Raw genomic sequence first — 14,093 nt, 5'->3', positions numbered from 1 at the left:
TCGCTAGTTCTTGCGTGACCGCGAACGGGCCGAGGGCTTGGACGCCCCGGACGCGCCAGAAGAACCGCTACCCGACGAGGACGGACGGCCGCGCCCCCGCCCCTTCTTGGGCGTGGTGCCGGGCTGGTCCACCGCCTTGGGCGGCGCGCGCAAGAGCGAGCGCGAAGCGGGCTTGAGCCCCAGGTCCATGTCCTTGAGCAGCTGGACGCGGTCGCGGAACTCGGCGGCCTTCTCGAACTGCATCTCGTCCGCGGCCTTGAGCATGTCGGCGCTGAACTCCTTGATGAGACGCTGGATCTCCTTGGGCTCCAGCAGGTCGTTCTCGCCTTCGGCCGCCATGGGCAGCGCGCCCGCGCCCGCGTCGTAGTCCGGGATGTTCTCCGTGAAGTCGGTGATGTTGCTCTTCACGGACCGCGGCGTGATGCCGTGCTCCAGGTTGTACGCGCGCTGGATGTCGCGGCGGCGCGCGGTCTCCTCCATGGCGCGCTTCATGGAGTCGGTCATCTGGTCCGAATACATGATGACGCGCCCGTTCACGTTGCGCGCCGCACGGCCAATGGTCTGGATGAGCGACACGTGGCTGCGCAGGAAGCCTTCCTTGTCGGCGTCCAGGATGGCCACGAGCGACACCTCCGGGATGTCCAGGCCCTCACGCAGCAGGTTGATACCCACGAGCACGTCGAACTCGCCCCGGCGCAGGTCGCGGATGATGGCCATGCGCTGGATGGCGTCGATGTCCGAGTGCAGGTAGCGGACCTTCACGCCCACGTCGCTGTAGTACTCGGTGAGGTCCTCCGCCATGCGCTTGGTGAGCGTCGTCACCAGCACGCGCTCCTTGCGCGACACGCGCACGCGGACCTCTTCCAGCAGGTCGTCCACCTGGTTGCCGGCGGGGCGCGTTTCCACCTCCGGGTCGGTGAGGCCGGTGGGGCGGATGATCTGCTCCACCACCACGCCCTTGGACTTCTGTAGCTCGTACTCGGCGGGGGTCGCGGAGACGAAGACGGCCTGGGGGACCATCTCCTCGAACTCGACGAACTTCAGCGGCCGGTTGTCCAGCGCGCTGGGCATGCGGAAGCCGAAGTTGACCAGCGTCTCCTTGCGGGCGCGGTCGCCGCGGTACATGGCGCCAATCTGGGACACCGTCTGGTGGCTCTCGTCGATGAGCACCAGCAGGTCGCGCGGGAAGTAGTCGATGAGGCATGGAGCCGACTCACCCGGCGCGCGCCCGGTGAAGTGGCGCGAGTAGTTCTCGATGCCGTTGCAGTAGCCGACCTGCTCGATCATCTCCAGGTCGAACATGGTGCGCTGCTCCAGCCGCTGCGCCTCCAGCAGCTTGCCCTCCGCCTTGAACTTCTGGAGCTGTTCGGCAAGCTCGTCGCGGATGGTGCGCATGGCGTTCTGCCGCGCTTCGGGGCCCGCGACGTAGTGGCTGGCGGGGAAGATGACGATCTTCTCCAGCTGGCCCAGCGTCTGGCCGCGCAGCGGGTCGAACTCGGTGATGCGCTCCACCTCGTCGCCGAAGAAGCTGACGCGCACGGCGCGCTCTTCCTCGTAGGCGGGGAACACCTCCACGGTGTCGCCGCGGGCGCGGAAGGTGCCGCGGTGGAAGTCCAGGTCGTTGCGCTCGTACTGGGCCTCCACCAGCTTGCGCATGAAGCCGTCGCGGCCCATGTCCTCGCCCACGCTGGCGCGGATGGCCAGGTCCACGTAGCTGCGCGCGGCGCCCAGGCCGTAGATGCAGGACACGCTGGCCACGATGATGACGTCGCTGCGGGTGCGCAGGCTGTGCGTCGCCGAGTGGCGCATCCGTTCGATGTTGTCGTTGATGGACGAGTCCTTCTCGATGAAGGTGTCCGTCGACGGGACGTAGGCCTCGGGCTGGTAGTAGTCGTAGTACGAGACGAAGTACTCGACGGCGTTGCTGGGGAAGAGCGACTTGAACTCACCGTATAGCTGCGCCGCCAGCGTCTTGTTGTGCGCGATGACCAGCGCGGGCCGCTGCACGTTGGCGATGAGGTTCGCCATCGTGAACGTCTTTCCCGAGCCGGTGACGCCCAGGAGGGTCTGGTAGCGGTCGCCGCGAAGCAGGCCCTCGGTCAGCTCCCCGATGGCCCTGGGCTGGTCGCCTTCTGGCTTGTGCTCACTGACGAGTTCGAACTCCGGCATAGGGGACAGATCTAACATCCCCGCTGCTTGTGTACTGAACCTTCGTGCACGTCCGTCCGACAAAGGACGGGGCGCCCGCCTACTTCACGGCCGGGGCCTTCAGTGCCTCCAGGGACTTCAGGCGAGCGGCCTCGAACTCGTCCCCCTTGTTCCACACGGGCATCCGCGGGGCCTTCGCCACCTGGGCGCCCACGAGGAAGAACAGCCGGGTGTCCTCCACGGCGCCGGACAGGTCCCACTCCGGGCGGACCTCGTCGGAGGGCTGGTGGTAGTGCTTCGCCTCCCACTGGCCGCGCTGCGCCTTGCCCCAGCCCTCCGGCCGGCCAATGAAGTCCATGCCGCTGCCGAAGTAGGCGGCGGGGATGCCCTGCCGCGCGAAGTTGAATTGATCCGAGCGGTAGAAGAACCCGCGGTCGGAGAGCTGATCCGCCTTCACCGTGCGGCCCTGCGTCTTCGCCATCGCAGTGACGAAGGTGTCCAGGGAGGACTTGCCCAGGCCGATGACGGTGATGTCGCGCGTGCGGCCCAGCACGTTGCCGCCGTCCACGTTGATGTTCGCGGCGATGCGGCCCGAGGGCACGGGAGGATGCGCCGCGAGGTACGCGGAGCCCAGCAGGCCGTACTCCTCCGCGGCCACCGCGGCGAAGAGAATGGAGCGGCGCGGCGGCGTGGGCAGCGAGGTGAAGGCGCGGGCCACGGACAGCATCGAGGCGACGCCGGCCGCGTTGTCCAGGGCGCCGTTGTAGATGACGTCCTCACCGGGCTTGCCGTCGTCCTTCTTGCCCAGGTGATCATGGTGCGCGCTGTAGAGCACCACTTCCTTCGCCAGCGTGGGGTCGCTGCCAGGGAGCAGGCCCAGCACGTTCGCGGTGGGCCGGCGGCGCACCTCGTTGGACAGGCGCAGGGACAGCGTCACGCCCAGCGGTACCGGGCGGAAGTCGCGCTTCTGGGCGGAGGCTCGCAGCGCGTCCAGGTCCTGCCCCGCGAGCTTCATCACCTGCTTCGTGGCGTCCTCGGTCGTCCACGCCTTCACCTGGAGGCGGGGCCCGTCGCCCGCGGGCAGTTCGAACTGCTCTCCGGTCCACGACGTGCGCACCACCTGCCACGGATAGCCCGCGCTGGGCGTGGTGTGGATGATGATGGCGCCCGCCGCGCCCGTCTTCGCCGCCTGCTCGTATTTGTAGTCCCAGCGGCCGTACCAGAGGCGCGCCTTGCCGCCGAAGAGGCGCGGGTCGTCCTCCGGATCATTGTTGAGGATGACCAGCGTCTTGCCCTTCAGGTCCGCGCCCTTGAAGTCGTCCCACTGGTACTCCGGCGCGACGATGCCGTAGCCCACGAACACCAGCTCTGACGCGTCCAGCTTCGCCTCCGGGGCCTGCACGCCGGACACGGCGATGAAGTCCTCGCGCGGCTGGAGCTCCACGCGGCCCTCCTTCGCCTGGAAGGTCATGGGGCCCGGGCGGCTGTGGATGCCCATCAGGTCGAAGCGCTGGAGGTAGCTGCCGTCCTCCGCGCCCGGCTTGAGGCCCAGGCCCTCGAACTGCGTGGCGATGTACTCCTGCGCCAGCGCGTCGCCGCGCGTGCCGGGGCCGCGGCCTTCCAGCAGGTCGCTCGCGAGGAAGCGGACGTGCGCGCGCAGGAGGTCCGCCGTGATGGCCTGTTCGGCCGTCTTCTCCTGCGGCGTGACGGTGGGCGTGCCCGCCGCCAGAACGGACGCCGAGCACAGCGAGACGAACAGCGCGGGGAGGAGCCTCATGGGCCCGTGCGTAGCATGGCCGCACGGGCGCCCCCCAGCGGGTTTTCAGGAGGCGGGCGCCGCCACCTTCCAGGAGGTGCCGGCAGGCGTGTCCATGATGTCCACGCCCAGGGTCTTGAGGGCGCCTCGCACTTCGTCCGCCTTCGCGAAGTCCTTCGCGGCGCGCGCGGCGGTCCGCTCGGCGAGCAACCGCTCCACCTCCGCCACGTCGATGCCGCGCTCACGCACCGCGCGCTCACGGCGGCGCAGGAGCCACTCGCCCGGGTCGTCCTCGAAGACGCCCAGGACGCGGGACGTTTCGCGCACCTGCTCGCGCAGCGCCTGGAGCGTGCGGCCCACCAGCGGCTTGTCCTTCACGGGCGGCTTGTCGGTCAGCTCGTTCATGAAGCCGAAGAGCCCGGACAGCGCGCCCAGCGCGCTCGCGGTGTTGAAGTCGTCGTCCATGGCGGACTCGAACTCCGTGAGGAAGCGCGCGGGTTCGCCGTGCAGCGGGCCCTTGCCGAAGTCCTTGCCCGCCACGCGCTCGTCCACCTTGCGCAGCGTCTCGTAGAAGTACTCCATGCGCCCTTCCGCGTCCTGGAGCGCCTTCTCTCCGAAGTTGAGCGGGTGGCGGTAGTGCGTGGAGAGGAAGAAGAAGCGCAGGGCCTCCGCGTCCACCTTGGCGAGCGCGTCGCGCAGGCGCACCACGTTGCCCAGCGACTTGGACATCTTCGCGCCTTCCAGGTCCAGGAAGCCGCAGTGCATCCAGTACTTCGCCATCGTCTGGCCGGTGGCGGACTCGCTCTGGGCGATCTCGTTCTCGTGGTGGGGGAAGATGAGGTCCAACGCCCCGCCGTGGATGTCGAACGTGCGGCCCAGGAACTTCTCGCTCATCGCGGAGCACTCGATGTGCCAGCCCGGACGGCCCTTGCCCCAGGGGCTGTCCCACGACGGCTCACCGGGCTTCGCCGTCTTCCACAGCGCGAAGTCCAAAGGCTGGCGCTTGAGGTCGCCGGGATGCACGCGCTCGCCCTGGCACAGGTCGTCCAGGTGGCGCTTGGACAGCTTCGCGTAGTCCTCGTCCTTGTCGACGGCGAAGTACACGTCGCCCTTCGCCTCGTAGGCGTAGCCCTTGTCCACGAGCGTCTGGATGATGGCGACGATCTCCGGGATGGTCTCGCTCACGCGCGGGGACACATCCGGTTCGCGCAGGTGCAGCGCGCGGGCGTCCTCGCGGAAGGCCTCCACGAAGCGCGAGGCCAGGTCCACGGGCGCCTCGCCCGTCTCATGCGCGGCCTTGATGATCTTGTCGTCGACGTCCGTGTAGTTGCGCACGTACGTCACCTTGAAGCCCCGGTAGCGCAGGTAGCGGACCACCACGTCGAACGACGTAAAGGTGCGCGCGTTCCCGATATGGATGTAGCTGTAGACCGTAGGCCCACAGACGTAGACCTTCACTTCGCCGGGCACGAGCGGCTCCAGCGGCTCCTTCTGCATGGACATCGTGTTGAAGAGCCGGATGGATGAGGGGGCCACGGTGGAGGGTCCTCCTTTGGGAACAGGGCGGGCGCGGCACTTGCGCAACGCGATACACACTCTAGGATCCCGGGTCCCACACAGGCCAGCACTTGGCGTTGGAAGCGTCGGATAGGGAGAATCGCCGCATGGCTCCGCCGAATCCGAAGCGTCCGCCGCGCCCTCCCCGCCCTCCGGGGCAGCAGGCGTCGTCGGATGACCCGTCGGAGGAGCTCCCGTTCGACGACGACGAGGTGGCCCCCCTTCAGGCGGATGATCCTCGCCCGCAGCGAGTCCCCCAGTATCCGGCAGGCCCCCGGAAGGCGAAGCGGCGAGGCCCGGGCGAGCGCGCCCGGTCCGACCGCGAGCTGTCTCCCCGGTATGACTGGGCGAAGGAGTACTCGGATCCGGGCCTGACGCCCGCGTTCGTGTACGTGGAGCGCGGGCCGGGTGCCGGGCAGCTCGTGCCCCTGCGCCAGGGATCCATCACGCTCGGGCGGTCTTCCACGTCGGACCTGCGGCTCCAGCATGCGTCCATCAGCCGGCGCCATGCCCAGCTGACCCGGCGAGGCAATGTCTTCATGGTGCGCGACCTGGGCAGCCAGAACGGCACCTTCGTCAACCGCCTGCGCATCAAGGGCGAGGTGGAGATCAAGCCCGGGGACGAGCTGAGCCTGGGCAACGCGACCTTGCGGCTGCGCGGCTCAGGGGCCGGGCCGACGATGAGCCGGACGGCGCTGGATCCGCTGCGGCCTCGCATGGCGAAGCGCCGGCTGAACGGGGTCGCCGTGGCGGTGGCCGCGGCGGTCGTGGGCTCCGCGGCCGCGGCGTTGATCAGCGTGGTGGCCATGCGGACGGCGGACCGGAGTCCCGCACGGGCTCCGGTGGAAGGCGCGCCCGCTCAGCCCCCCAGGACTCCAGCGGCGCCCGCGAAGGAAGCCCAGGAGACCGAGGCGGCGCCCGCGAAGGATGCCAATCACGGGAGCCTGGGAGCGGCGAAGGACCTCAGCGCTTCGGACATCTCGCGAAGGGCTCAATCGGGCCAGGTGTCTCCGAGTGCCTCGGACATCGCGCGCGGCCTGCATCCGAGCACCGGGGCGACATCGAGGAACGCCGCTCCGAGCGCCCAGGAGGTCGCGAAGGGCTCGGGGGCCGCGAAGGCGGGCGAACCCCATACGCTCTCTTCGAGCGCGGGCCAGGTCGCTGCCGCGTCCGGACGGAAATCCCTGCCCTTGACCGAACAGGCGGGGCCTCCGGACGAGCGCCAGCGCGCGGACATCCTCGCTCGCTATGAATCTGGTGACGTCGCCGGGGCGTTGGCCCAGGCGAAGCGCGCGAACCTCACGCCCCTGGTGCAACAGCTCACCCGCTTCCAGACCGCCGAGGCCACGGCCCGGACCGCCCTGGAGCAGAAGGACCGTCCCCGGGCGCTCGATGCGCTCAGCGCCGCCGTGCGGGCGGACAAGGAGCTGTCCCAGGGCTGGAGCCGTCAGGGGGTCGCCCTCCGCCGCCAGCTCGTTGGGCTGTACGTGCGCATGGGCCAGGAAGCCGTTCAGGCCCAGCGCTTCGCCGACGCCCGCGCGGCCTTCACCGCCGCGCTCGAGTACGACGCGGACAACGCCGAGGCCCGCTCACAGCTGGCGGCACTGGCCACCCAGGCGCCTTGATGCGCATGGCGCCTGGCGCGTGCCGGGCTCCAGAAACACGACGCCCCGGATTCCATCGAGGGAACCCGGGGCGCGGGGTGCGAACGCGACAGCCTCTGGGGCCTTCGCGTCACGCGGGGACTCAGGCGAGGTTGAAGATCTTCTTCAGGTCGGACTCGACCTCTTCCTCGGTGCAGTCCTTGGCCAGCGACAGCTCCTTGATCAACAGGGAGCGCGCCGTATCGAGCATCTTGCGCTCGCCGAACGACAGGTCCTTGTCGCCCTTGAGCAGGTAGAGGTCGCGGAGCACCTCGGCGATTTCGAAGACGGAGCCCGTCTTGATCTTCTCCATGTACTCGCGGTACCGGCGGTTCCACGTGGTGGAGTCGACGGAGATGTCCTTCTCGCGGAGGATGGAATAGACCTGCTTGACGTCCTCTTCGCTGATGATTTCCCGGAGGCCGACCGATCCGACCTTGTTGATCGGGATCATGATCCGCATCCCGTTCTCCAGGATGCGCAGCACGTAGAACGACTGGCGCTGCCCGGCGACCTCGGTGTGCTCGATGCCCATCACCTCACCGACGCCCTGGCCCGGATAAACCGCCTTGTCACCAGTCTTGAAGCTGGTCTGCACTAACTGCCTCCTTGGAGAAAGCTTCGACCCCGGCCTTCACGCCCGCCACTACTACCACAAACTACATCCACGGGCAACGAAATCGCCTTGACCACCCGATGACAGCCACACTACGGTGTCCGGTTTTGTGTGCGGTGTCGCTCGGTGTGAGCGCTGCGAGACGGACGGGGCGGTGGGTGGGGGTGGGTGTTGGTTTGTTATTCGTGGCGCGACCTGGGTACGCGTCCGTTGTTCTTTCCAGCGCTGAGCCTCTTGCTCGGCGCCCTCTGGGCAACCGGAACAGAGAGCTTCGCCGGGGTATTTCTCCTCTGCGCGCTTTGCCTGGGTGGGTTGGGCGTGGCGCTCGGCCCCTTGCCTGGAGCGCATCTGGCGGTGCTCGGCGCGCTGGCCCTGACAGGCGCGGGGCTTTCCGCCCTGGAGGCCCGGGTCGACCTCCCTCCCTCCCTGAAAGAAGGCGGCAGCGCGGTCCTTGAAGGCGAGCTGGAGCGCGTGGAGCGCTTCGATGGCGCCGTGAGACTGCGGCTCGTTGTGGCCCGCGCGGGGCTGATTCCAGAGCCTCCGGCCGCCGCCCGCTTCCGCGTCAGCCTTTCCGGACGAGGTGAGGGTCTGGAATTGCACCCCGGGCAGCGCGTGCGGGTGGAAGCGCGGCTCGTGCCGGATGCGCCTCCTTCGAATCCGGGCGAGCGGGACTTCTCGTCGGCGCGGCGGCGGCAGGGCGTGGCCTTCACGGGCGGCTTCGTTCCGGGGCGCGTGCTGGCGCTCTCCCCTGCCCCCTCGTGGCGGCTCGCGCTGGAGGACGTGCGCGGACGGCTGACGACGGCGGTACATGGGGTGGCGCCCTCGGCGGACGCGGCGGCGCTGTTCCTCACGCTGGCCGCCGGGCAGCGCGCGGACCTGGATGCCTCCTGGGAGGACGCGTTCTCGCGGGCGGGGCTCGCGCATGTGCTCAGTGTCAGCGGGCTTCACGTGGCGGCGCTCGCGCTGATGACGCTCGCGCTGCTCAGGCGGGGGATGGTGCGGCTGGGTGGACGCTGGCGGACGCTGGAGGCACGGCGCTGGGCGGCTCCGGCCGCGGTGCCCTTCGTCTGGGCCTACGTGCTCTTCACGGGGAACCAGGCGCCCGCGGTGCGCTCGGCGGTGATGGCCACGGCGGTGCTGCTGGGCCTGTCGCTGTGGCGGCGCGCGGATGGGCTGAATGGCTTGTCGCTGGCGGCGCTGGTGCTCGTGGCCTGGACGCCTTCCAGTGTCGTGGACCTGTCGCTCCGGCTGTCGTTCCTCGCGGTGCTGGGGCTGGTGCTGCTGTCGCCCGCGCTGCGCGAGGCCCTTCCCCTGGATCGGCCGTCTCCTTCCGAGCCCCGGAGAATGAAACGGTGGGCCGCCCAGGCGCGGGAGACCGTGGCGCAGACGTTGTGCGCGAGCGGCGCGGCAACGCTCGTGGGTCTGCCCGTGGTGGCGGCGGCGTTCGGAAGGGTGAGCCTGGCGGGGCTCGTGTCCAACATCGTCGCCCTGCCCTTGTGTGGCGTGCTCACCGGGCTCGCGGCGGGCGGCGCGGCCCTCTTCGTCGTGGCGCCGGTCGTGGCGACGCCGGTGCTGTGGGCAGGCGCCTGGGCGTCGGAGCTCCTCCTCGTGCTGACGCGCGTCTTCGCGGCCGTGCCCTTCGCGGCGGTGGAGGTGCCGGGCCTGGGGCCGTGGCTCGGCGGGGCGTACGCGGTGGGGCTGGGCGCCTGGGCCCTGGGGGCGGGGCGCTGGCGATGGCTGGGCCTGCTCGTTCCGGGGGCCTTGCTGGGCGCACTGCTGCTGCCCGTGCTCGCACCAGAGCCCGCGCTGCGGATCACCTTCCTCTCCGTGGGCCAGGGGGACGCGGTGGTGCTGCGCTCCCGGGGACACCATGCGTTGGTGGATGCGGGCGGCGTTCCGGAGGGCGCGGATACCGGGGAGCGGTTCGTCCTGCCCTTCCTCAAGGCGGAGGGCGTGTCACGGCTGGACCTCGCGGTGCTCTCCCATCCGCATCCGGACCATGCGCTCGGGCTCGTGTCGACGCTGGCCCAGGTGCCCACCGAACGCTTGTGGCTGTCCGCGGGGAGCGCGGACGGGCCGCTGTCCCGGCGGATCATCTCCGCCGCGAAGGGAGCCACGGTGGAGGAGGTGGAGGTGGGGCATGCCTCGTTCGTCCTGGGCGAGGCGACGCTGGAGGTGCTGGGGCCTCCCGTGGACCGCGAGCTGATGGAGGGCGCGAACGACCGGAGCGTGGTGCTGCGCGTGCGCCATGGCGACGTCACCGTGCTGCTGGCGGGCGACGTGGAGGCGGAGGGCGAGGCCGCGCTCGAGGAGGCGCTGGGGCCGGTGACGGTGTTGAAGGTGCCGCACCACGGTTCGCGCACGTCCTCCACCGCGCCGCTCCTGGAGCGCACCCGGCCGCGTCACGCGGTGTTCTGCGTGGGCCGGCGCAACCGATACGGGTTCCCCCATCCGGAGGTGGAGGCGCGCTACCGGGCCCTGGGCACCGAGTGCTGGCGCACCGACCGCGATGGGGCCATCACCCTGGAGAGCGACGGTGAGGACGTCCGGCTGGTGTCCTTCCTGCCGCGCGTGGATTCCGCACCGCCCCCCGTTGCCGGGAGTGGGAGGCAGGCCCAGCTTGAACGGTGATGATCTCCGACGACCTGGATCTCCGGCAGCTCACCGCGCAACTCAAGGCCCGCCTGGGCCCTGGCGAGCCCGTGGGCTACCTGCGCGGCAAGTCCCTGATGCGCGACATGCTGCTCGACATGCGAGACAACCGGTTCTCCGAACTGGAGGCCGAGGAGCTCGTCGACACGCTGGAGTCCCGCGGCTTCGTGCGCTTCCTGGGCGACCCGGCGGAGCGCTCCGTGGCGGATGCGCCGTGGGACATCTCGCCCCACGCCTGACGCGCCGGCCTACTGGAAGACGAGCCACCCGAAGCGCGGCAGCGCGTGGAAGTCGCCGATGAAGAGCGGGGAGAAGGACTGGCCTTCCACCTGCCGGCGGTCGTGGTGCTCCAACCGGTAGAGGTTGAAGCGCCAGCGCTCGCCCGGCTGGGGCGGAATGTGCGGCACCTCCGCGAGCCGGTTGAACGGGATGGCCATCTCCACCGTCCAGCCCTCGTCGCGGTCGGACGCGTCGTCCAGCGTGCCGCGCACCTTCACCGCCGTCTTCATACCTGAGTCCCACGAGCGGTCCATGCCCTGGCGCCGCGCGGGAAAGTACGCGTCGAAGATGACGTTGTGGGGCGACACCTGCAGCTCGTTGTACGTGCGCCCGTCCGCGTTGGCGTCGAGGAACACCTCCACGACCTCCTGCTCGTAGATGGAGTCGTCGCGGTTGCGCATCGTGCCCCAGATGTCCGGGTCCTCCACGTCGAAGGCCACGTACAGGTTCGCGTCGTCGTAGACCATGCGCGCCTGGGTGCGCAGCCGCACGGGCCGGCCGTCGAAGCTGCCCGCGAGCGTCACCGGCTTCGCGCCCTTCCAGGCCTCGTCGTCCAGCGCCCCGTCGACCACCGGCGCCTTCTTCACGCGCGTGACGGTGTACTCCGGCAGCGCGGGAGGCTCGCCGCCGAGGAGCGGGCCTCGCATCCGGTTGTCACCCGACTGCATGCGCGGATCATCCACCGCGAGCCGCTCGTCGCCCTTCCAGAAGCCCAACGCGAGACGGGCGGGCGTGGCGGGCATGGCGACGGTGTGCACGTCCTCCAGCACCCGGCCCACGGGCCAGGTCTCCAGCGGCGCGGCGCCGTCCTGGAACTCGTGATCCGCGTTGGCCAGCATCTGGCCGCTCTCCGGATCCACCACGTGCACGAAGAAGTGGAAGCCCTGGGGCGGCGGGCGCACGGCCTGGAAGTAGTGCGAGATGCGCACCGGCTGCCCCGGCGTGGCCTGCTCCGGCGTCACGCGCGCGCCCAGGTAGACGATGGAGCCTCCGGCGAAGGTGGCGCCGCTGCGGAAGGTGAGCCCCTCCGGGGCCGCGTCGAGCGTCCGCAGCGTCGTGGGCGCGGGCAGCTTGGGCGTGCGGTGGGCGGGGCCCGCCTGTTCATCGCGGCAGGCGCCACCCACGAACAGGACGGAGGACAGCAACGGGACGAGGGCAAGGGAGCGGAGGCGCATCGAAGGCGCGGAGTCTACCCTTCCCTGCCCTCCTGGAAGCGTTCTTCCTCGGGTGGGGCAGCGCGCTTCCCATGCATGGGCAACCCGTCCGCAAGGGAGGGCGACCGAGCCTGCGGGCCCCCGAGGCCCGGTTGGCATGGACGAAAGTCCACCCCACTTTTCGGTCCAACACAGGGAGGGGACCACATGAGCAAGGGATTGTTGGCTGGCGCGGCGGCGGTGGCGGTGTTGGCGGCGGGTTCCGCACAGGCGGCTTCGACGGAGCTGCGCAGGTCGGCGGACATGCGCGGCCTGACGTTCCTCGTGGGCGGCGGTGTGGAGGGCTACACCAGCGGGCTGCGAGACCAGATTGATCCAGGCCTGGCGTACGGCGTGACGGTGGCCATCAAGCCGACGAACGTGCTGGGCATCGAGCTGGGCTACACGGGCGCCATCAGCAACTTCAACGACAGCCGAGTGCTGACGACGGACACCAGCGGGCCGGACATCGTGCGCAACGGCGCGCAGGCGGCGGTGACGCTGGGCCTGACGGCCACGCCGCTCCAGCCGTACGTCATGGGCGGTGTGGGCCTGAGCCGCTACAACGTGCGCTCCGCCGCCCTGGGCTTCCAGGACGACACGGTGGGCAACGTGCCGGTGGGCGCGGGCCTGCGCCTGCACATCGGCAGCTTCACCGCGGACGCACGCGTGAACTACAACTTCCTGTTCGACCAGGAGTTCGCGCTCACCGTGCCGCCGTCCGACGTGAACCTGGGCGGCGACGAGACGTTCAGCAGCGGCGGCCGCTACGTGGGCACCATCAACCTGGGTGCCACCTTCTAGACAGAAGCGATGGCCCACCGCCGTCCCGGCCTCCGGACATGGGAGGCCGGGGCTGGATGGGGCCTGGGGGGCAACCTCGCGAAAATGCGACGTCCGGTGGCAGGCGTGACGCTTGCTGCCGGGCGTCCGCATGCGCTTCGAATTCGAGCACCTGGGCACCCCCACCCCGTTCGAGCTGACCGAGGGCCACCACCTCCTGGGCGGCGGCCCCGATGACCATGTCCACCTGGAGGGCCTTCCTCCGGGGCTGTTGACCCTGCGCATCGGCTCCGGGCGGCTCATGGTGGAGGCGGTGCGCAGCTTCACCGTGAACGCGGTGCGCGTGCTGCCCGGCGTGTCGCGCCTGGTGGTGCCCGGCGAGGTGCTGGGCCTTCCGGACGGCATGTGTCTGCGCGTGCTCGCCGAGCCGAGCGCCCCCGGGCGCGGCGTGGGCACTGTCGCGGTGCTCAAGGGCCTGCTGACGGACGCGGACACCCCGCCGTCGCGCGCCGCCTCCCTCACCTGCCTCACCGGACTGGACGTGGGCCGCTGTCACGCGCTCGCGGAGGCGTACACGGACATCGGCCGGGGCGACGGCGCGGCCCTGCGGCTGCGCGACCGGGCCGTGTCGCGGATGCACGCGCGGATCCGCCGCGAGGACTCGGGCTTCGTTCTGGAAGACCTGGGGACGCCCAACGGAGTGTTCCTCAACGGCGTGCGGCTGGAGGCCTCCGCGCCCCTGGCGGATGGGGACGTCGTGGAGCTGGGGCGCTCGCTGCTCCGCTTCCAGGCGGCGTTCGACGAGGCCTCAGGAGAGGCGCGGCCCGTGCCCCGGCCGGTCGCCGTCGTGGAGGAGCCCGCGGACGCAGGAACGCCGCGGCCTCCCGAAGGAGGGCCACGGCGCCTGGAGGGATGGATCATCGCCGGGGCCGTCGCGCTGGCCCTGGGTGCGCTGCTCGTCACCTCCCTGGTGGCAGCGACAGGCTGAAAGTGCGCGCGCCCTACGCAGGCAGGGGCGAGAGGCCCGCGCGCTCCACCAGGAGCCGGGCCAGGTACCGGTGGTGAAGGAAGAAGCTGGTGAAGTGCACGAAGCCCTGGCTGCCCCGGATGGCGTAGACCGTCACCGGCCCGGGGAGGACGTCCAGCTTGCGGATGTCCCTGAAGGAGAAGCGCCGGGTGCGCACCATGCCCCGACAGGTGATGCCCCGGGCGTCCACTTCAATGCGGGTGCGGCCGTAGTAGGTGACGGCCACCCCGAAGAAGACGACGAAGAAGGCCGCGGACAGGAACGTCTGCAGCGGCACACCGTCGAAGTGGAACAGCCAGGCGAAGATGCCCAGCCATAACAGGCCTGCCGCCGCCATCACTGCGGCGAGCACCCTGCGCGGGCGAAAGACCTGCTGCGGCTGCTTCCCCTCCACCGTCCGAGCGCGTCCGTCCATGCCCTTTAAAATAGTGGGCCGGAC

At 70.2% G+C, this 14,093-nt stretch carries 11 protein-coding genes; 5 read left to right on the top strand and 6 right to left on the bottom strand.

Annotated elements, in window-relative coordinates; translation table 11 throughout:
• Positions 1–3 precede the first annotated feature (3 nt).
• The 3 genes from uvrB to cysS all read right to left on the bottom strand — a co-directional run bounded on the left by uvrB (position 4) and on the right by cysS (position 5,440).
• The gene (gene uvrB, locus GTZ93_RS29950) at positions 4–2,169 is read right to left on the bottom strand and encodes an excinuclease ABC subunit UvrB (protein ID WP_257979019.1); all 2,166 of its coding nucleotides are present in this window, start codon (positions 2,167–2,169) and stop codon (positions 4–6) included.
• A gap of 79 nt (positions 2,170–2,248) precedes the next feature.
• Entirely contained in the window at positions 2,249–3,925 is a 1,677-nt protein-coding gene (locus GTZ93_RS29945; protein WP_139915991.1) for a M28 family metallopeptidase, read from the bottom strand.
• Positions 3,926–3,970: 45 nt separating this feature from the next.
• Positions 3,971–5,440: a cysteine--tRNA ligase gene (cysS, locus tag GTZ93_RS29940; protein WP_139915990.1), complete on the bottom strand. Its 1,470-nt coding sequence runs from the start codon at positions 5,438–5,440 to the stop codon at positions 3,971–3,973.
• Between the two features lie 128 nt (positions 5,441–5,568).
• Here cysS and GTZ93_RS29935 point away from each other — a divergent pair, with 128 nt between their 5' ends.
• Positions 5,569–7,086 carry an FHA domain-containing protein gene (locus tag GTZ93_RS29935; protein ID WP_139915989.1) on the top strand — a complete coding sequence of 506 codons (1,518 nt, stop codon included), beginning with the start codon at positions 5,569–5,571 and terminating at the stop codon, positions 7,084–7,086.
• A 121-nt stretch (positions 7,087–7,207) separates the two neighbouring features.
• Here GTZ93_RS29935 and GTZ93_RS29930 read toward each other — a convergent pair whose 3' ends face one another.
• The gene (locus GTZ93_RS29930) at positions 7,208–7,702 is read right to left on the bottom strand and encodes a CarD family transcriptional regulator (RefSeq protein WP_120533482.1); all 495 of its coding nucleotides are present in this window, start codon (positions 7,700–7,702) and stop codon (positions 7,208–7,210) included.
• A 351-nt stretch (positions 7,703–8,053) separates the two neighbouring features.
• Here GTZ93_RS29930 and GTZ93_RS29925 point away from each other — a divergent pair, with 351 nt between their 5' ends.
• Both GTZ93_RS29925 and GTZ93_RS29920 read left to right on the top strand, forming a co-directional pair.
• Positions 8,054–10,351, top strand: a complete 2,298-nt coding sequence (locus tag GTZ93_RS29925; RefSeq protein WP_390624953.1) for a DNA internalization-related competence protein ComEC/Rec2 — start codon at positions 8,054–8,056, stop codon at positions 10,349–10,351.
• Positions 10,351–10,611, top strand: a complete 261-nt coding sequence (locus tag GTZ93_RS29920) for a hypothetical protein (protein WP_120566442.1) — start codon at positions 10,351–10,353, stop codon at positions 10,609–10,611. The genes GTZ93_RS29925 and GTZ93_RS29920 overlap by 1 nt, the downstream gene beginning before the upstream one ends.
• Before the next feature lie 9 nt (positions 10,612–10,620).
• Here the strand turns inward: GTZ93_RS29920 and GTZ93_RS29915 are convergent, their stop codons facing one another.
• Positions 10,621–11,826: a carbohydrate-binding family 9-like protein gene (locus tag GTZ93_RS29915; protein ID WP_139915988.1), complete on the bottom strand. Its 1,206-nt coding sequence runs from the start codon at positions 11,824–11,826 to the stop codon at positions 10,621–10,623.
• Positions 11,827–12,012: 186 nt separating this feature from the next.
• On the opposite strand from GTZ93_RS29915, the gene GTZ93_RS29910 reads away from it, so the two are divergent.
• Both GTZ93_RS29910 and GTZ93_RS29905 read left to right on the top strand, forming a co-directional pair.
• The gene (locus GTZ93_RS29910; RefSeq protein ID WP_120581394.1) at positions 12,013–12,648 is read left to right on the top strand and encodes an outer membrane beta-barrel protein; all 636 of its coding nucleotides are present in this window, start codon (positions 12,013–12,015) and stop codon (positions 12,646–12,648) included.
• 130 nt (positions 12,649–12,778) lie between these two features.
• Entirely contained in the window at positions 12,779–13,615 is an 837-nt protein-coding gene (locus GTZ93_RS29905) for an FHA domain-containing protein (protein WP_139915987.1), read from the top strand.
• Between the two features lie 13 nt (positions 13,616–13,628).
• Here the strand turns inward: GTZ93_RS29905 and GTZ93_RS29900 are convergent, their stop codons facing one another.
• A complete protein-coding gene (locus tag GTZ93_RS29900) occupies positions 13,629–14,069 on the bottom strand; it encodes a PH domain-containing protein (RefSeq protein WP_139915986.1) in 441 nt (146 codons plus the stop codon).
• Positions 14,070–14,093 lie beyond the last annotated feature (24 nt).

Origin of the sequence: Corallococcus exiguus, from assembly GCF_009909105.1 — a bacterium.
In the GTDB taxonomy this organism is placed as follows: domain Bacteria; phylum Myxococcota; class Myxococcia; order Myxococcales; family Myxococcaceae; genus Corallococcus; species Corallococcus exiguus.
This window is presented reverse-complemented; position numbering and strand designations above follow the sequence as displayed.